We start from the raw sequence: 16,165 nt of genomic DNA, 5'->3' as shown, positions 1-16,165 counted from the left end.
ACCGGTGTTCAGGAGCCTTGTTCCAGACCGCTCGATGCAACCCCCAGTGACCCAAGTCAATGTGATCGAGCGCGGAATTTGCTGATATAGACGGGCTGGACATCTACAACCCCTGGCTGAGGTGAGGACTCGACCCATGGCCACGATCGACAACGACCAGGATCTCCGCACGGCACTCAATCGGCTGAACCCGGATCAGCAACGACAGCTCGGCTGCCGGTTCGCGCACCAGGTCATGAACCTGAGCCGCGACGAGCGCGTTAACCGCGCCATCCATACCGGACTCATGGACGGGGTCTCACCCGGCGAACTGGAAGACGCCTTCAGAGTGGCCCGTGCCTATGCCGTTAAGACCTATACTGATTGCGGCAAGGATACCGACTGGATGGCACAGGCCGATCATTTCGTCGCGGCCTCCGCCGCTGCCGCACTGACGCCGGACGAACTCATGACCGAGCGCCGGAATCGTGCCTGGAAGGCGGCCGTTCAGGCACGCATGGCGGTCAGCTGTGCCATGATGGAAGATGATGCGGCCGACGAGAGCAACGTCGCACGCCGGCAGTATGCACTGACCGCCGAGTTTCTCGGCTAACCCACGACTCGAAGGTCTCGGATTCGCTCCACGCGCGTTCGCGACACCGACAAACGAGTCTCACTCTGAGGTCTGATATGCACAAGCTCGGTTTACATGTATCGGTTGTCGCCCTGGCGACCGCCCTGGGTCTGACCCTGCCCGCGGGGGTCCAGGCTCAGCCCGGTGGTTATGGCTATGGTCAGGGTCCACAGCAGGGTTCGGGCCAGGGTATGAACCAGGGCCAGCGACCCGGTCAGGGTCAGGGCGGCTTTCAGGGCCAGGGACCGGGCCAAGGTCAGGGCGGCTCTCAGGGCCAGGGACCGGGCCAAGGTCAGGGCGGTTCTCAAGGCCAGGGACCGGGCCAAGGATCGGGCGGCGGCAATCAGGACCGGGGTCCGGGCCAAGGATACGGCTATGACTCCGGCGGCCCCGGATACGGTCGAGGCCCCGGCTATGGCGGCGGTCCGGGAGGCGGCGGTTATGGACCGCCCCCACCACGCCCCGGCTATGGCCCAGGCTATGGACCCGGCCCGGATATGCCTATGCCTTACGGTGGACGGCGCCCGCCCCCAGGCTATTGACGCCCCCGGCCCCTAGCGAGGTCGCGCCACCCCAGGTGGCGACGGCCTCGCGCCCAACGCCAGCAATTCCAGATTTAAGACCACTCCGTCATCATGGTCTTTGATGAAAGCCCCCATGCCCCCCTCAGCGCCGAGTCCGGTGCCGTGGAGGAGGCTGGGCCGGTTGGAGTGCTGGTCGCTCGGGATCTGATCGACCCCAAACAGCGTGGCCGCGTTGTTGGCTCCGCGCTCGTACTGCATCCGGCGCTGAAAGTCGAGAAACGACGGACTTTGCATCAACACCATCGCAAATGCACTCAGCCCCGCATCCCCCATCGCGTAGCGCTGGTGGTTGCCGCCTTTACGCGCATCAGGCAGTGCATACGACACCTCGCGCACGCGCGCTACCAGTGTCGCGGGAGAAAGCTCCGGGGTGGGGGGAGGGATCGACTGGACAACCATCGGCTTATCCGCGGCGCCGTGATGAATCGCTCGAAAGCCCCTGATAGCACAAGGAGCTTGAATTTGGAATTGCTCCGGTGAAATCTGGCTGCACGGACGCCGGGTGTCGGCACCGGGTGAGACGCTCGCGCCCGAGCGGCGGCGTGTCGGGATGCTGTTCCAGGACTTCGCGCTCTTTCCGCATCTGAGCATGGCGGGAAACATCGGCTTCGGTCTGCGTGACGGCTCCAACGCCCGGAAGCGCGCACGCATCGTCGAGCTGCCGGAACTCATCGGGCTGGCCGGCGCCGGGGAGCGCTATCCGCACGAGCTCTCGGGCGGGATGCGGCAGCGCGTGGCCCTGGCGCGCGCCCTGGCACCCCGGCCCGAGGCGCTGTTGCTCGACGAACCCTTTTCGAGCCTCGACGCCGAGCGGCGCGAACAGCTCGCGCGCGAGATCCGCGATCTGCTCAAGCGTGAGGGCGTGACGGCGGTGCTGGTCACGCACGATCAGCACGAGGCCTTCGCCATGGCCACGAAGCGATCGGCCGGGGCTCTTGATAGAGATCGAAGGCCCGCCCTTATTGACGGATACGCCCCTCGCTCATGATGCCGATCACATCGGCCGATTTCATCGGTCAGGGCACGCGGCTGCGGGGGACCGTGCTCGACGGCTGTCGGGTCGACACCGATCTGGGCGAGCTTTCCTGTTCCAGGCCGCACGATCTGCCGTCGGGCACGACGGTCGAGGTACTGGTGCGCCCAGACGATCTGATCCATGACGACGCGAGCCCGATCCGGGCGCAGATCCTGGATCGCGCCTTTCGCAGCGCGGACTTCCTCTATCGCCTGCGCCTGCCGAGCGGGTCCGAGGTCTTGAGTCTGGCACTGAGCCACCAGAGGAGTACGCCGTCGGCGACCGGATCGGCGTCAGCGCCCGGACGATGCGGCATCTGGTGCTGTTCCGTTAGCCGGCGGTCAGCGTATGGACGGTGATCTCGGGCGGGCAGTTGAGCCGGGCGTTGATGACCGAGGTTCCGGCCCCGACCGAGGTGTAGCCGAGCATGGCGCCGTGACTCCAGGCGCCGGCGGCCAGACGGCGTGGGCAGTGCGCATCCCAGGTCAGCGGAAAACCGCCCGGCAGACAGATCTGGCCGCCGTGGGTGTGTCCGCACAGCATCAGGTCGAATCCGCAATGGGCGGCGTGCCGGTAGATCTCGGGCGTATGTGAGAGCAGGATGGCGACGGCCCCCTCGGGGATACCGGCGGCGGCCTTGTCGAGATTGTGGACCTGATAGTAATGGGCATCGTCGACGCCGGCGAGATAGATCCGCTCGCCCTGACGTTCGATCGGCTCGGACTCGTTGAGCAGACAGCGGATGCCCATCGATTCGAACGCCGGTACGAAGGCCAGGGTATCGTGATTACCGAGCACGGCCAGTACGGGCGCCTCGATCCGCCCGCGCACCTCGCGCATGGCCCTCAGCACCCGATCATAGGGGCCGAAAGTCTTGGCGCGATAGTCGCCGGTGAGCACGCAGAGATCCGCGTCGAGTGTCGGTAGCCGCGCACACAGGGCCGCGACGTTGCGCGGCTCCATGTCCAGATGCAGATCGCTCAGATGCAGGATCCGGAAGCCCTCGAAGGCGGCGGGCAGACCGGGCAGGACGACCCGGTTGTGCCGGACCTGAAGCCGGGTGGCGTTGTCCTGGGCGCGTGCCAGCAGACCGCTGAGACGCAGCGCGTGCCGGATGACTCCGTGGACCGAATACCAGTTCTCCGGATAGAAGAAATGCGCCCCCGGCCGATTGAGCACGAAGACCTCGTGGTCGGCCTCCAGACCCAGCCGCCGGCGCAGATGGGCGCGTCCGATGCGGGCGGTCAGCGTGGCGATCTCGTCCGGATGCATGATGTCTTCACGGTTGCTGCAAGGTTCGTGCGCGCGAATGGTTATACTCTGGACTCCCAGCCGCCCGAGGCGGCATCTTAGCAGGAGAACAGGTGATGAAAGGTCGCAACACGCTCTTGGTCCTGGTGGCGACGGGCCTGCTGTTGTCACTGCCGGCACAGGCACAGCGCGGCGGGCCGCCCGGCCCGAGATTCGACGATCGGCTCGATCGCCAGTCCACGGCCATCCAGCGCGGCATCGACTCGGGCGAGCTGACGCGCCGCGAGGTCCGGAGGCTAAGGCAAGAGCAGGACGAGGCGCGTCAGTTCATACGTGACCTGCGCCGCGACGGCTATCCGCCGCACGAGGCGCGGCGCATGATCGAGCGGCGTTTGGATCGGGTGGATCGGCATATCCGCGAGCTGTCCCGTAATGGCGACGTGGCGCCGCACTATCGTGGCGATCGTCGCGGTCCGCCGCCGCGTTGACCATGACGCCAGCAGCCTGAACGTCCGTCGTGCCACGGATGGCGCTTCAGAACGGGTTGTAGTGAACGCGCTCGGTGAAGTCCATGTAGCCGGCGCTCACCCCCTGACGCCAGCCGGCCCCGAGACGGATGGGGGCGATGACGGTGTCGCCCGATTGCAGATAGTTCACGCCCACGCCGCCGATGAAGTAGAGGCTGCCCTCGACGCCCGGAAAGCGCCGGAACAGATACTCCTCGCTCGGCAGCCGATAGATGAGGATGAAGACCTTGGCGACGTTGACCCCGAGATCCAGACCGATCGAGGGGCCTTGCCAGAAGACGGGGCGATCCTGGGTCTGGCGGGTGCTCAGCACACCGCGCCCATAGCGTAGTCCGACGCCGAGTGCCGCCCCGACCTCCTCGCCGGCGACATAGCCATTGGGTTCGCCCTGCTCGCGAAAGACCTTCTGCACCGCCATCGCCAGATTCTCGGCGCCCTGCCCGAAGAACGCCTCCACCCTGGCCAGGATCTCCTGTTCGCTGTAGGTGTCGCGCCCGCCGTGGCTGCCCTGATAGGCCCCTGGCGCCTCCCCCGGATAGCCGCCCCGGTCGTAGTACCCCCGGTCGTCGGGCCGATCGGGTGACTGTGCCTGAACGTTCGGGGCGAAGGTCGTCATCCAGAGCAGTCCGGCTGCAATCAGTCGTATCATCGCGCTCCCCCTTGGTCTCGATGGTTCGGTATCCATAGACGCGCTCATCGGCCGACCAAGTCTAGGTGTCCGGACCCGGAGCGGCAAGCGACGTCGGATTTGGCGGGTTTTTGCAACCGGCTTTGGTAGACTTCGCATTCAGCCAACCGTGTCCTACCGGAGCCCCTCATCATCATGCACCGCACCAGCGGCCTCCTGCTTCATCCGACCTCGCTTCCCGGCCCCTACGGCATTGGCGACCTTGGCCCGAGCGCCCGCCGTTTCGTCGACTTCCTCGCGGCGGCGGGGCAGGGACTCTGGCAGATGCTGCCGCTGGGTCCGACCGGTTATCGTGATTCACCCTATCAGTGCACCTCGGCCTTTGCGGCCAATCCGTTGCTGATCAGTCCGGATGGGCTGCTGGAACTCGGCTGGCTCCAGGCGTCCGATCTGGACGGGCGACCGGAGTTCCCCGAGGATCGGGTCGACTTCGGCGCCGTCGCGCCCTGGAAGACCCGGCTGCTGGAACTGGCTCGGGCGGGCTTCGGCGAACGCGCCGGCGAGGACGATCGGGCCGACTATGCCCGGTTCTGTGAGCACAAGGCTTTCTGGCTCGACGATTACGCGCTCTATCACGCGCTCAAGACCCATCACGACCTGCGTCCCTGGACCGAGTGGGAGCCGGCGCTCGCCCAGCGCGATCCGGCGGCGCTGGCCGCGTGGTCCGAGCACTATCAGGCTGAGATCGAGCTACAGCGGTTCGTCCAGTATGTCTTTCATCGTCAGTGGTCGGCGCTGCGCGACTATGCGCGTGCACGTGGGGTGCACCTGATCGGCGACATCCCGATCTTCGTCGCCCATGATTCCAGCGAGGTCTGGACCCATCCGGAATGGTTCGAGCTCGACGAGCGAGGGCACCCGACGGTGATCGCCGGGGTGCCGCCGGATTATTTCAGCGCCACGGGCCAGCGCTGGGGCAATCCGCTCTATCGCTGGCCGGTGCTGGCCGCCGACGGCTATCGTTTCTGGGTCGAGCGTCTGCGCCGGGTGCTGGAACTGGTCGATCTGGTGCGCATCGATCATTTCCGCGGCTTCGCGGGTTATTGGGAGATCCCGGCGCGCGAGGAGACGGCGATCAACGGATGCTGGGTGCCTGGGCCTGGGCTGGAACTCTTCCAGGCCCTGCGTGCCGCCCTGGGCGAGAACCTGCCGCTGATCGCCGAGGATCTCGGGGTCATCACCGAGGACGTCGAGTCCTTGCGCGATACGCTGGAATTGCCGGGCATGGCGGTGCTGCAATTCGGGTTCGAGGATCTGGAGGATGGGTTCGGCGGTTCGTCCTTCCTGCCGCACAAGCATCGTCGGCGTCTGGCCGTCTATACCGGCACGCACGACAACAACACCCTGCTCGGCTGGTGGGCCGAGCGCAACGAGCACCTGCGCGCTCAGGTGCTGACCTATCTCAATGGTGACGGGCAGGCGGTCAACTGGGACTTCATCCGCGTCGCGCTCGGCTCGGTGGCCGATCTGGCGCTCTTCCCGATGCAGGACGTGCTGAACTTGGGTGCGGAAGCCTGCATGAACCGTCCGGGTACGGCCGAGGGCAACTGGCTGTGGCGCTATCGTGAGGATCAGCTCGACCCGTCGGCGGCCGAGCGGCTGCTCAGGCTCAGCCGGCTCTACGGTCGCCGCCCCTACGAGCCGGGCTGACGGTGCTCAGGGTTCGGCGCTGATATAGGCGATCCAGGCCTCGTCCGGCTCGCCGCGTTCGACCGGGACGAAATGACCGTCCGGTTCGTCGTGCGCGTCCCAGCCCTGCCAATAGAACTGCACCCTGGAAAAGCCGGCGGCGTCGAGCAGATCGCGGATCTCGGGCAGGGTCCAGAGACGCCAGTCGTAGCTGAAGGCGCGCTCCAGACTCGAACCGTCGTCGAAGCGGAAATGGATATGACAGACCTGGCGTCCGCTGATGGGGTCATGATCGGCACGCTCCCAGACATAGTCGAAATCCTCGCCGGCTGGGTCGCAGATGCGCCGTGCCTCATTGCCTAACCGTAGCGACTCCGGGCCGCCGTGGGCGTCGAGCACCAGGAATCCGGTCTCGGGCAGAGTTTCGCGCACGCGCTCGAAGTAGGCGAGCAGCGCCGTTCGGGTGTGCAGCAGCCAGTAGCTGAAATTCAGCGCCAGGACGATCTCGGGTGTGGGTGTCTCGACGCTCAGGACGTCGCCTTCGATGAGCGTGACGCGGGCGCGCTCATCGGTGTTCAGCGTCTGGAGAGCGTCTGTACGCCCCCAGCCGAGCGCCTCGGGGTCGAGATCCACTCCCCAGGCATGATTGTCCGGTCGGCGGCGCACCCACTCGGCGCAGACGGCCGCCGTGCCGCAGAAGTCTTCGCGCAATACTCGCGCCGGGCGTCCATGCCGCTGATGGAAGATCCGGTCGACGAAATCGATCTCGGCGACCGGATTCTGGACGGCGAGCCGATAGAGCCGGAAGCGATCGCGGTCTACCTCTCGCTCCTGGCGGCTCACTCGACGATCAGGCGCGCGTTGAGCTCCTGGATCGGGCGATTGTTGGGATGCCCCATCAGATGGGCGAACTTGGTGATCTGTTCCGATGAGGCCGTGACCGGATGCTTCATGACCAGCCAGAGCACGCCCTCGGAGCAGGGCGGGGTGGTCAGCGAACCGCTGAAACGGTAGTAGTCGCGGTCGGCGGGCAGCAGATCCTCGGCCGAAACATCGGTGGACAGATGGACGGTGGTATTGGGGTGATCCGGCATCACCGACCAGGCGTTGGCCAGTGCGCGGTTTTCGACGCCTTCCTCCATCATGACCGCGATCACGGCCAGATGGCCGTCCTTGTCGGCGTGGACCAGATGCGCCTCCATCGGGAATTCCTTGCCGGCGATGTGGTTCTCGCTCGGAGTATGGAAGTGGAACTGCTTGAGCTCGTAGTCGCGCCCGTCGATGGTGATGGTGCTGCCGGCATCATAGTCGACCTGGATGGTGTGGCCGTTGTTGACCTCGTCGTGTCCGCCGGGCTTGTAGTGAAAACCGATCGGCGGCAGTCGGGAGTCGACGAAGTCCTTCAGGTCGACCGGCGACTGATTCTTGCCGCGCTTGCACAGATCGAAGCTCGGATCGAGATCGCCCCAGTGTTCCGGTCCCTCCTGGCCGACATAGTCCCAATGGGCGGAATGGTCATGCTCGGCGGCAAAGACCTGGAGGCTCGGTGCCAGGGCCAGGGCTAGGGCTAGGGTCGACAGCAAGGGGGTGTTCATGGAACGAACTCGTTGGGTTGGACATGGAAGGATCCGGCCGCCGTGCATCGAGCCACGTCGGCCGGGATAACGGAAAATGTTCATTATAGCGAGACTCAATGATCGTTCGAAACCGCCCCATCGAACATGGGTTCAGCGTGATGGACCGGACGCGCCACGCCGCCGCAGTCCGCCGACCAGCGCCTGGGCCTGGGTCGGATCCTCGGGCCAGTGATGCTTGGGATAGCGTCCGCGCAGCTCCTTGCGCACCTCGGCATAGCCGCGCGCCCAGAACCCGGCCAGATCCTGAGTGACCTGCATCGGGCGCCGGGCGGGGGAGAGCAGGTGCAGCAGCACGGGCACGCGCCCCCGGCACAGGCGCGGGGTGTCGCTCAGGCCGAAGAACTCCTGGAGCGGAGCGGCGAGGATCGGCGTCTCGCCGCTGACATAGTCGATCGGGCGGCTGTTGCCGGCTGGGGTGACGAAGGTGCGAGGCGCCTGCTGATCGAGCCGCTGGCGCTGCTCCCAGTTCAGTCGATCGAGCAGGATGGCGTTCAGATCGAGCCGGCGCACGTCCGACAGCCGGGTCTTGCCGGTGATCCGGGGGCTGAGCCAGTCGTCCAGGTGTTCGCGCAAGGCAGCGTCCGAGAGGTCGGGCCAGTCGCCGGACGGATCGTGCCGGCGCACCAATGCAACCCGCGCCTGGAGCTGACGCGCTGAGTCCGACCAGTCGAGCGCCTCGTCGAAGTGCTCGCGGATGTGCGCGATCAGACAGGTGCCGGCATCGTCCTCGGGTCCGAGCGCAACCGGGCGTGATTCCAGCACGATGGCACCGAGCCGGGTGATCGCGCGACAGGCCAAGGCCGCGCGCTCGTCGTCCCAGAAGACCTCGCGGCTCGATTCCAGACGCTCAGCCATTTCAGCGTGCAGCTCGCTTTCACTGATCGGCAGGGCCGACTGGATGCGCCCATCGCGTCCACGCGCATCGATCGCCGCCACGACCAGATAGGCATGGACGGCGAGTGCATCGTCGCGCGGCAGCTCGGCACCCGTGCCGGCGGCCAGCAGATAGCGCTCGTCGCCTCCGGTACGCCGCTGGGCCACACGATCCGGATAGGCGAGGGCGAGCAGGGCGCCTGGAGTCCGCTTTACTCGAGATTGCAGCGGCGTCGATGCCGAACCACGCCCGCTTCGAGACAGGTCTTGCGTATTCGTAGGTGCGGCTTCAGCCGCACGCTCGGCCAGACGGAACAACTGTCGCGCCGCCCGCTCGATGGCCTCCAGCCGCCGTCGATCGACGCCCGTCGGTGTTCCACGCCGCGCGCGCGCCGCGCGCAGCGCCTCCAGACGCAGACCGAGATCGGCCGGACGCGCCCGTCCGGGTTCGGGCAGGAAGGGATCACGTTCCGAGATCAGCGCACAGAGATCGGCCGCCGTCTGCCGTTCCTCCGGCGCGGCGCCGAGCAGCATGACCCCGAGCCGGGGATGGACCGGCAGTTCGGCCAGGGCGCGCCCCAACGGCGTGATCGAGTAGCGCCGGTCGAGCGCGTTGAGCGTGCGCAGGAGTTCGAGTGCCTGATTCCAGGCCGGCGCGGGCGGCGGGTCGAGCCAGATCAGCTCAGTCGGATCCTTGACGCCCCACAAGGCCAGTTCCAGCGCCAGCGGCGCGAGATCGGATTCCAGGATCTCAGGCGTGCGCCGATCCGGACGTCCGACCTCCTGAGCGCGCGTCCAGAGTCGCCGGCAGACACCGGGCGCCAGTCGACCGGCGCGTCCCGCACGCTGATCAGCCGAGGCGCGCGGGATGGACTCAGTCACCAGCCGTGTCAGACCCGAACCTGGATCGAAGCGCGGCTTGCGGGTCAGCCCCGAGTCGAGCACCACCCGGATGCCCTCGATGGTCAGACTGGTCTCGGCCAGATCCGTGGCCAGGATCAGACGCCGGCGTCCGCAGCCGTCCGGGCGCAGTGCCCGATCCTGCTCCGCCGACGACAGCGCACCATGCAGCGGCAGTATCTCGACCCCTGACCCCACATGAGCGCCGAGCGCCTCGCGCGTCCGCTCGATCTCACGCGCGCCGGGCAGGAAGGCCAGGATGTCGCCCGTCTCTTCGGCCAGCGCCTGACGCGCCCCCGCGACCAGGGCGCGCACCGGATCAGTGTCCGGCGTGCGCTCGGCATAACGGATCTCGACCGGAAAGCTCCGACCCTCGGCACGCAGAATCCGGGCGCCACCCAGGAGGTCAGCGACGGGTTCCGCCTCCAGCGTCGCCGACATGACCAGAATCCGCAGATCGGGCCGCAGACCGCGCACGCTGTCCAGCGTCAGCGCCAGTCCCAGATCCGAGGGCAGACCGCGCTCATGGAACTCGTCGAAGATCACCAGCCCGATCCCGTCCAGCGTCGGATCGCTCTGCAAGCGCCGCGTCAGGATGCCCTCGGTGACGACCTCGATCCGGGTGTGCGGACCGACACAACGCTCGAAGCGGATCTGATAGCCGACCCGCTCACCCAGCGGCTCGCCGAGTCGGTCGGCCATGCGCGCCGCCGTCATCCGCGCCGCCGGACGACGCGGCTGGAGCATCAGGATGCGCTGACCGGTCAGCCAGGGTTCGTCCAGCAGGGCAAGCGGCACGCCGGTCGACTTGCCCGACCCCGTCGGCGCGTGCAGCACCCCATGCCCCCGGCGCAACGCGGCACGCAGGTCGTCCAGGATCACATCGATGGGGAGTGGGTCGAGATGGGGCATGAGTCTTCAGTAGGGTTGGAGGGCGGATCGCAAACAAGTCCGGCAAGTTGTCGAGCGCTGTCTATACTCAAGCTCAGGTCAACCAACCGGACCCGACCCTCATGGCACGCCTTCCTCGTTTCGTCATGCCCGGCTATCCGCAGCACGTCATCCAGCGCGGCAACAATCGTCAGCAGATCCTGTTCGAAGAAGATGACTACTGGTTCATCTGGGACAAGCTCGGCGTGGCCGCCGAGAAGTTCCAGTGCGACATCCACGCCTATGTGCTGATGCCCAACCACTTCCATCTGCTGCTCACGCCCTATCTGGAGAACGGCATCGGCAAGCTGATGCAGTACGTCGGGCGCTACTATGTCCAGTATTTCAACGGACGTCACGAACGGCGCGGCACACTCTGGGAGGGACGCTATCGCGCCACCCTGGTCGATCCCAGGAATCATCTGCTGACGGTCGCGCATTATATCGAGTCCAACCCGGTGCGTGCCGGTCTGGTGGACTCACCCGCCGAGTACGGCTGGTCGAGCTATGGCGGCAACGCCGAGGGCGTCGAGGATCGGCTCGTCAGGCCGCATCAGGAATATGAGCGTCTGGGGCGCAGCGCCAAGGCCAGACGCGAGCGCTATGCCGAAGACGCCGCCCGTCCGCTCGACGAAGTCATGCTCAAGCGGATTCGCGACTCGACCAACAAGGCCTGGGCGCTGGGCAGTCCCGAGTTCTGCCGGGAGATCGAGAGTTTGCTCAACCGTCGCGCCCTGCCGCGTCCGCGCGGCGGTGATCGGCGTTCCGAAGCCTATCGGCGCAGTGCCGGCCTGCTGTGAGGTCGGATCGACATGACGCTGGAGCGCCCGCTGATCCATTCGCCCGCCGAGTCGGACGAATACTTCATGGAGGAAGGCTGTTTCATCCTGGAGGGCTGGAACCGGCCCGAGGATCCCGCCCTCTCGATCGCGCGCGCCCGGGTCGAGCCGGGCGAGCGCACGCGCCTGCATCGGCTCGTCGGCGTGGTCGAGCGCTATCTGATCCTCGTCGGTGTCGGAGTGCCGGAGGTCGAGGGACTCGAACCCCGACGGGTCGGTCCGGGCGATCTGGTCTACATCCCGGCCGGCGCGGCGCAACGCATCGAGAACGACGGCGACTGTGATCTGATCTTTCTGGCCATCTGCACCCCGCGCTTCACACCCGAGGTCTATCAGGACATCGAGCCCGACTGACGACCGGTCTCGTCACACGGGCGTCATGACCCAAAGGGCGCTAAGATGTCGGGTTCCAAGCATCAACCGCCAACCGACGATCGTCCGGCCTGCCCGTGTCGAGAAAACCCAAAACCCTCCCCGCGCCCATCGAGGCCGAGATCCAGACCCTGACCCATGAAGGCCGCGGCCTGACCCGCATCGACGGCAAGACCCTGTTCGTCGATGGCGCGCTACCCGGCGAGCGCGTGCGTCTGCGCTATACCCGCGTCCAGCGCCGCTTCGACGAGGCCGAGGTCGAGGAAGTCATCACGGCCTCGCCCGACCGCATCGAACCGAAGTGCGCCCACTTCGGCGTCTGCGGCGGCTGTACGCTCCAGCATCTGAACCCCGAGGCCCAGATCCGCGTCAAGCACGACAGTCTGGCCGACGTCTTCGAGCGCATCGGCAAGGTGACGCCCGAACGCCGGCTCGACCCGCTCACCGCTGAGTCCTGGGGCTATCGACGCAAGGCACGGCTCGGTGTGCGCCATGTCGTCAAGAAAGGCCGCACCCTGGTCGGCTTTCGCGAACGGCGCAACAGCTTTCTGGCCGATCTGCGCCGCTGCGAGGTGCTGCACCCGCAGGTCGGCGGGCGCCTGGAGACGCTGGCGGCGACCATCGAGACCCTGAGCATCCGCGACCACGTCCCCCAGATCGAGATGGCCATGGGCGATGGTCCCTGTGTGCTGGTGTTCCGCGTCATGCAGACGCCGACGCCCGAGGACGAGGCGCGTCTGCTCGAACTCGGCCGACGCGAAGGCTTCCACATCTATCTCCAGGACGGCGGCATCGACAGCATCCGGCCGCTGCCGGGGCAGGAGGTGGCGCTGAGCTACAGTCTGCCGAACCACGGCGTCGAGATCGGCTTCCTGCCGAGCGACTTCACCCAGGTCAATCTGGAACTCAACCGGCGCATGGTCGATCAGGCGCTTGATCTGCTCGGCCCCGATCCGGACGACGCGGTGCTGGATCTGTTCTGCGGACTGGGCAATTTCACCCTGCCGCTGGCGCGCCGGTCGGCCGAGGTCGTGGGCGTCGAGGGCGATGCCGGACTGGTCGAGCGCGCACGCGCCAATGCCGCTCACAACGGTCTCGACAATGTCCGGTTCCATGTCGCCGACCTCCAGACCGAGCTGAGCACCGAGGCCCCCTGGACCCGACAACGCTTCACCAAAGCCCTGATCGACCCGCCGCGCAGTGGCGCCCTGGAGGTGCTCGACTGGCTGCCGCGTCTCGGCGTCGAGCGTCTGGTCTATGTCTCCTGCTACCCGACCACCCTGGCACGCGATGCCGACCGGCTTGTCAACGAACTCGGCTATCGACTGCGCGCGGCGGGCGTGATGGACATGTTCCCGCATACCAGCCATGTCGAATCCATGGCGCTCTTCGAACGGTGAACCCCCCATGGCCTGGACCGAAGCCAAACTCATCGCTGAAGCCATTCTCGAAGGCTTCGAGCGTCACTTCCGGCTGTTTCGCGAGACCACGGCCGGCGCCCGGATGCGCTTCGAGCAGGCCGACTGGCCGGCGGCACAGGCCGCCGCGCGCGAGCGCATCGGTTTCTACGATACGCGTGTCGGCGAGACCGTGGCGTTGCTGAAACGTGAGTTCCATCTGCGCGACCCCAGCGACACGCTCTGGCGCCGGATCAAGGTCGAGTACATGCGCCTGCTGCCCCGGCTCAATCAGCCCGAACTGGCCGAGACCTTCTACAACTCGGTCTTCTGCCGGCTGTTCGACCGCCACTACTACAACAACAGCTATATCTTCGTCTGGCCGCTGATCTCGACCGAGCATCTGGAGGCCGAGGTTCCCATCTTCCGGCCCTATTATCCGGCGCGCGACGGCTTCGCCCGCGTCATCGCGCGCATCCTGCGCGATGCCGGATTCAAGCGCCGCTTCCGTGACATGCGGCGCGACATCCGCTGTCTGCTGCTCTCGATCCGCTCGCGCTTCCCGGCCAATCGCGCCATTCATCAGAACTTCCAGATCGCGGTGCTGTGCGCGCCTTTCTTCCGCAACAAGGGCGCTTATATCATCGGCAAGGCGATCAACGGCGCCGATCAGATCCCCTTCGTCATCCCCATCCTCAACGACCCGGAACAGGGACTCTATGTCGACACGCTCCTGACGGGGGTGGAGGACATCTCGAACGTCTTCAGCTTCTCGCGCGCCTATTTCATGGTCGACACCGAGGCGCCGGCCGCCGTGGTCGATTTCCTGCGTCCGCTGATGCCGCGCAAGAGCAAGGCCGAACTCTATACCGCGATCGGGTTCCAGAAGTTCGGCAAGGCCGAGTTCTATCGTGACTTCATCAAGCACCTGCGCTACTCGTCCGATGAGTTCGTGATCGCGCCCGGCATTCGCGGCATGGTGATGTGCGTCTTCACCCTGCCGTCCTTCCCCTATGTGTTCAAGATCATCAAGGACCGCTTCCCGCCGCCGAAGGAGATGACGCGCGAGCAGGTCAAGGAGAAGTACCAACTGGTCAAGATGCACGATCGCGTCGGTCGCATGGCCGACTCCTGGGAATACTCGCATGTCGCCTTTCCGCTCGATCGCTTCTCGCCGGCCCTGCTGGAGCTGCTGGAGGCCGAGTGCGCCGGCAGCCTCGAACGGGTCGACGATCAGCTCATCATCAAGCATCTCTACATCGAGCGCCGACTCTCGCCGCTGAATCTCTACCTGCACACCGCCGACGATGACGACATCCGCCATGCCATCGGCGAGTACGGCGACGCCATCAAGCAGCTGGCCGCCGCCAACATCTTCCCCGGCGACTTCCTGTTCAAGAACTTCGGCGTCACCCGGCATGGGCGCGTGGTCTTCTACGACTACGACGAACTCTGCTATCTGACCGAGTGCAACTTCCGCGACATCCCAGAGGCCCCCTATCCCGAGATGGAACTGAGCGAGGAGACCTGGTACACCGCCGGTCCCAAAGATGTCTTTCCGGAGGAGTTCGCGACCTTCCTGCTCACCGACCCGCGCATCCGCAAGGTCTTTCTCGCCAGGCATCGTGAACTGCTCGACCCGGACTGGTGGCGCGCGCGCCAGGCCAATATCCGGGCCGGGCATCTGGAGGACGTCTTTCCCTATCCGGTCGAGCGGCGCTTTCGCAAGGATCGCGAGGAGTTCCCGCGCCGCTATCCGCATCTGGCGGAGCTGTGAGGGGCGTTCAGTCCGAGAAGACTTGCAGGGATGAACAGCAGACCGTCGACCGGCCGGTCGGCGATGGTGCAGGCGCCGACGCCCTTGGCGATGAATTCATCGGCCATCGACTCTCCGGTCTTGCCCTCGGTCAGGGCCGCGGAGGGCAGGGTATGCGAGAGGGCCGCACCCGCTTCGGCGCGCGCGGCCAGACGATCACCCAGATAGCGATTAGAGCGTGTCGGCCTGTTCCAGGGTGTGCGAGTCGGCGCGAAAACGCATGAAGGCGCAATACCGGCCGTTCTCGCCATGGATGAAGGAATAACCGACATACCATTGGGGCGCGGCCCAGGAAGGCGCCTGGACCAGGGCCAGTACGAACGCGATACAGGCGGCAGCCACCCCAGCATGGAGATTCCTGAGTTCCAATGGCTCAACACGGTGCCGGGCAACGTCAAAAACAGCTTGCAGGGCTCCTAACGTCACATCAGCGGCAAGCATCTGCCGCGCTACCTCGGCGAGTTCTGCTATCGCTTCAATCGCCGCTTCGACTTGGCCGCCAGGCTTCCGCGGCTGGGCAAGGCGGCGGTGCACACCCCACCCATACCGCACCGCCTCCTCGAACCGCGCCTTGAGGCGGCTTAGCGAAAACCACATCAGGGTGCGGACTCCCCTCCCCTCGCTGTGCGATAATCCCCCGCTGTTTTCGTGGGCCGCCCCGCGACCCGCGCGATCCACCTGACTTGAACCAAGGAACCGACTCATGAGCTTCTTCATCTCCGACGCCCCGGCCCAGGGCGAGGCCGTCGCGCCGGCGGCCGGCGATCCCTTCATGGCCCTGCTGCCGCTGGTCCTGTTCGCCGTCGTCTTTTACTTCCTGCTGATCCGCCCCCAGGCCAAGCGCCAGAAAGAACACCGCAAGATGGTCGAGTCGCTGGCCAAGGGCGACGAGATCATCACCATGGGCGGCATGGCCGGACGCATCGCCGACCTCGGCGAGAACTTCGCCCTGGTCGAGATCGCCGACGGCATCAAGGTCAAGATCCGCCGCACCGCCGTGGAATCCGTGCTGCCCAAGGGCACCTTGCAGGAACTCTGACACCCTCCGGATCGGATCGCCGTCCGGCGATCCCTCCAGATCTCTCCCGCCCGCG

The 16,165-nt window shown here is 66.1% G+C and carries 18 protein-coding genes and 1 pseudogene; 12 read left to right on the top strand and 7 right to left on the bottom strand.

The window, feature by feature from the left end:
- The first annotated feature begins 136 nt into the window (after positions 1–136).
- Both Atep_RS07805 and Atep_RS07800 read left to right on the top strand, forming a co-directional pair.
- Positions 137–592, top strand: a complete 456-nt coding sequence (locus tag Atep_RS07805; RefSeq protein ID WP_213377686.1) for a hypothetical protein — start codon at positions 137–139, stop codon at positions 590–592.
- Between the two features lie 77 nt (positions 593–669).
- Entirely contained in the window at positions 670–1,155 is a 486-nt protein-coding gene (locus Atep_RS07800; protein WP_213377685.1) for a hypothetical protein, read from the top strand.
- Positions 1,156–1,167: 12 nt separating this feature from the next.
- On the opposite strand, the gene Atep_RS07795 is transcribed toward Atep_RS07800, so the two are convergent.
- Entirely contained in the window at positions 1,168–1,596 is a 429-nt protein-coding gene (locus tag Atep_RS07795) for a hypothetical protein (RefSeq protein ID WP_213377684.1), read from the bottom strand.
- 61 nt (positions 1,597–1,657) lie between these two features.
- Here Atep_RS07795 and Atep_RS07790 point away from each other — a divergent pair, with 61 nt between their 5' ends.
- Positions 1,658–2,185: an ABC transporter ATP-binding protein gene (locus tag Atep_RS07790; RefSeq protein ID WP_213381482.1), complete on the top strand. Its 528-nt coding sequence runs from the start codon at positions 1,658–1,660 to the stop codon at positions 2,183–2,185.
- Complete coding sequence (locus Atep_RS07785; protein WP_213377683.1) at positions 2,182–2,571, top strand: ATP-binding cassette domain-containing protein; 390 nt, start codon at positions 2,182–2,184, stop codon at positions 2,569–2,571. The genes Atep_RS07790 and Atep_RS07785 overlap by 4 nt, the downstream gene beginning before the upstream one ends.
- Here Atep_RS07785 and Atep_RS07780 read toward each other — a convergent pair.
- Positions 2,543–3,484, bottom strand: a complete 942-nt coding sequence (locus Atep_RS07780) for a metallophosphoesterase (RefSeq protein WP_213377682.1) — start codon at positions 3,482–3,484, stop codon at positions 2,543–2,545. The genes Atep_RS07785 and Atep_RS07780 overlap by 29 nt on opposite strands.
- A 95-nt stretch (positions 3,485–3,579) precedes the next feature.
- On the opposite strand from Atep_RS07780, the gene Atep_RS07775 reads away from it, so the two are divergent.
- On the top strand, positions 3,580–3,951 hold the full coding sequence (locus tag Atep_RS07775; protein ID WP_213377681.1) for a hypothetical protein: 372 nt from the start codon (positions 3,580–3,582) through the stop codon (positions 3,949–3,951).
- Between the two features lie 46 nt (positions 3,952–3,997).
- Here Atep_RS07775 and Atep_RS07770 read toward each other — a convergent pair whose 3' ends face one another.
- Positions 3,998–4,639 carry a DUF1134 domain-containing protein gene (locus tag Atep_RS07770; RefSeq protein ID WP_213377680.1) on the bottom strand — a complete coding sequence of 214 codons (642 nt, stop codon included), beginning with the start codon at positions 4,637–4,639 and terminating at the stop codon, positions 3,998–4,000.
- 174 nt (positions 4,640–4,813) lie between these two features.
- On the opposite strand from Atep_RS07770, the gene malQ reads away from it, so the two are divergent.
- A complete protein-coding gene (gene malQ, locus Atep_RS07765) occupies positions 4,814–6,328 on the top strand; it encodes a 4-alpha-glucanotransferase (protein ID WP_213377679.1) in 1,515 nt (504 codons plus the stop codon).
- Between the two features lie 6 nt (positions 6,329–6,334).
- On the opposite strand, the gene Atep_RS07760 is transcribed toward malQ, so the two are convergent.
- The 3 genes from Atep_RS07760 to hrpB all read right to left on the bottom strand — a co-directional run bounded on the left by Atep_RS07760 (position 6,335) and on the right by hrpB (position 10,629).
- Positions 6,335–7,150 (bottom strand): class I SAM-dependent methyltransferase, encoded by an 816-nt coding sequence (locus Atep_RS07760; protein ID WP_213377678.1) that lies wholly within the window; start codon positions 7,148–7,150, stop codon positions 6,335–6,337.
- Positions 7,147–7,902, bottom strand: coding sequence for a carbonic anhydrase (locus Atep_RS07755; protein ID WP_213377677.1), 756 nt, complete (start codon positions 7,900–7,902; stop codon positions 7,147–7,149). Before Atep_RS07755 ends, Atep_RS07760 begins: the two co-directional genes overlap by 4 nt.
- A 132-nt stretch (positions 7,903–8,034) precedes the next feature.
- Positions 8,035–10,629 carry an ATP-dependent helicase HrpB gene (gene hrpB, locus Atep_RS07750; protein ID WP_213377676.1) on the bottom strand — a complete coding sequence of 865 codons (2,595 nt, stop codon included), beginning with the start codon at positions 10,627–10,629 and terminating at the stop codon, positions 8,035–8,037.
- Between the two features lie 101 nt (positions 10,630–10,730).
- On the opposite strand from hrpB, the gene Atep_RS07745 reads away from it, so the two are divergent.
- From Atep_RS07745 to aceK, 4 genes are all read left to right on the top strand, one after another.
- Complete coding sequence (locus Atep_RS07745; protein WP_213377675.1) at positions 10,731–11,447, top strand: transposase; 717 nt, start codon at positions 10,731–10,733, stop codon at positions 11,445–11,447.
- A gap of 12 nt (positions 11,448–11,459) precedes the next feature.
- Positions 11,460–11,840, top strand: coding sequence for a cupin domain-containing protein (locus Atep_RS07740; RefSeq protein ID WP_213377674.1), 381 nt, complete (start codon positions 11,460–11,462; stop codon positions 11,838–11,840).
- Positions 11,841–11,935: 95 nt separating this feature from the next.
- Positions 11,936–13,258, top strand: coding sequence for a 23S rRNA (uracil(1939)-C(5))-methyltransferase RlmD (gene rlmD, locus Atep_RS07735; RefSeq protein WP_213377673.1), 1,323 nt, complete (start codon positions 11,936–11,938; stop codon positions 13,256–13,258).
- Positions 13,259–13,265: 7 nt separating this feature from the next.
- On the top strand, positions 13,266–15,032 hold the full coding sequence (gene aceK, locus Atep_RS07730; RefSeq protein WP_213377672.1) for a bifunctional isocitrate dehydrogenase kinase/phosphatase: 1,767 nt from the start codon (positions 13,266–13,268) through the stop codon (positions 15,030–15,032).
- Here aceK and Atep_RS17130 read toward each other — a convergent pair.
- The gene (locus tag Atep_RS17130) at positions 15,008–15,322 is read right to left on the bottom strand and encodes a hypothetical protein (protein ID WP_419466794.1); all 315 of its coding nucleotides are present in this window, start codon (positions 15,320–15,322) and stop codon (positions 15,008–15,010) included. The genes aceK and Atep_RS17130 overlap by 25 nt on opposite strands.
- 76 nt (positions 15,323–15,398) lie before the next feature.
- On the opposite strand from Atep_RS17130, the pseudogene Atep_RS16610 reads away from it, so the two are divergent.
- Together Atep_RS16610 and yajC are read left to right on the top strand one after the other, a co-directional pair.
- Positions 15,399–15,656, top strand: a pseudogene (locus Atep_RS16610) (transposase); the annotation flags it as partial.
- Between the two features lie 118 nt (positions 15,657–15,774).
- Positions 15,775–16,110 (top strand): preprotein translocase subunit YajC, encoded by a 336-nt coding sequence (gene yajC, locus Atep_RS07720; protein ID WP_213381307.1) that lies wholly within the window; start codon positions 15,775–15,777, stop codon positions 16,108–16,110.
- The last annotated feature ends 55 nt before the right edge of the window (positions 16,111–16,165 follow it).

This window comes from Allochromatium tepidum (genome assembly GCF_018409545.1).
GTDB classification, from domain to species: domain Bacteria; phylum Pseudomonadota; class Gammaproteobacteria; order Chromatiales; family Chromatiaceae; genus Thermochromatium; species Thermochromatium tepidum_A.
Note: the sequence above shows the minus strand (reverse complement) of the source record. Positions and strands in the feature narration are given on the sequence as shown.

Bases quoted from the DNA above. Each gene is read 5' to 3' on its own strand.
- Atep_RS07805 (WP_213377686.1), top strand. From the start codon at position 137: ATGGCCACGATCGACAACGACCAGGATCTCCGCACGGCACTCAATCGG.
- Atep_RS07800 (WP_213377685.1), top strand. From the start codon at position 670: ATGCACAAGCTCGGTTTACATGTATCGGTTGTCGCCCTGGCGACCGCC.
- Atep_RS07795 (WP_213377684.1), bottom strand. From the start codon at position 1,596: ATGGTTGTCCAGTCGATCCCTCCCCCCACCCCGGAGCTTTCTCCCGCG.
- Atep_RS07785 (WP_213377683.1), top strand. From the start codon at position 2,182: ATGATGCCGATCACATCGGCCGATTTCATCGGTCAGGGCACGCGGCTG.
- Atep_RS07780 (WP_213377682.1), bottom strand. From the start codon at position 3,484: ATGCATCCGGACGAGATCGCCACGCTGACCGCCCGCATCGGACGCGCC.
- Atep_RS07775 (WP_213377681.1), top strand. From the start codon at position 3,580: ATGAAAGGTCGCAACACGCTCTTGGTCCTGGTGGCGACGGGCCTGCTG.
- Atep_RS07770 (WP_213377680.1), bottom strand. From the start codon at position 4,639: ATGATACGACTGATTGCAGCCGGACTGCTCTGGATGACGACCTTCGCC.
- malQ (WP_213377679.1), top strand. From the start codon at position 4,814: ATGCACCGCACCAGCGGCCTCCTGCTTCATCCGACCTCGCTTCCCGGC.
- Atep_RS07755 (WP_213377677.1), bottom strand. From the start codon at position 7,902: ATGAACACCCCCTTGCTGTCGACCCTAGCCCTAGCCCTGGCCCTGGCA.
- hrpB (WP_213377676.1), bottom strand. From the start codon at position 10,629: ATGCCCCATCTCGACCCACTCCCCATCGATGTGATCCTGGACGACCTG.
- Atep_RS07745 (WP_213377675.1), top strand. From the start codon at position 10,731: ATGGCACGCCTTCCTCGTTTCGTCATGCCCGGCTATCCGCAGCACGTC.
- Atep_RS07740 (WP_213377674.1), top strand. From the start codon at position 11,460: ATGACGCTGGAGCGCCCGCTGATCCATTCGCCCGCCGAGTCGGACGAA.
- aceK (WP_213377672.1), top strand. From the start codon at position 13,266: ATGGCCTGGACCGAAGCCAAACTCATCGCTGAAGCCATTCTCGAAGGC.
- Atep_RS17130 (WP_419466794.1), bottom strand. From the start codon at position 15,322: ATGGCGAGAACGGCCGGTATTGCGCCTTCATGCGTTTTCGCGCCGACT.
- yajC (WP_213381307.1), top strand. From the start codon at position 15,775: ATGAGCTTCTTCATCTCCGACGCCCCGGCCCAGGGCGAGGCCGTCGCG.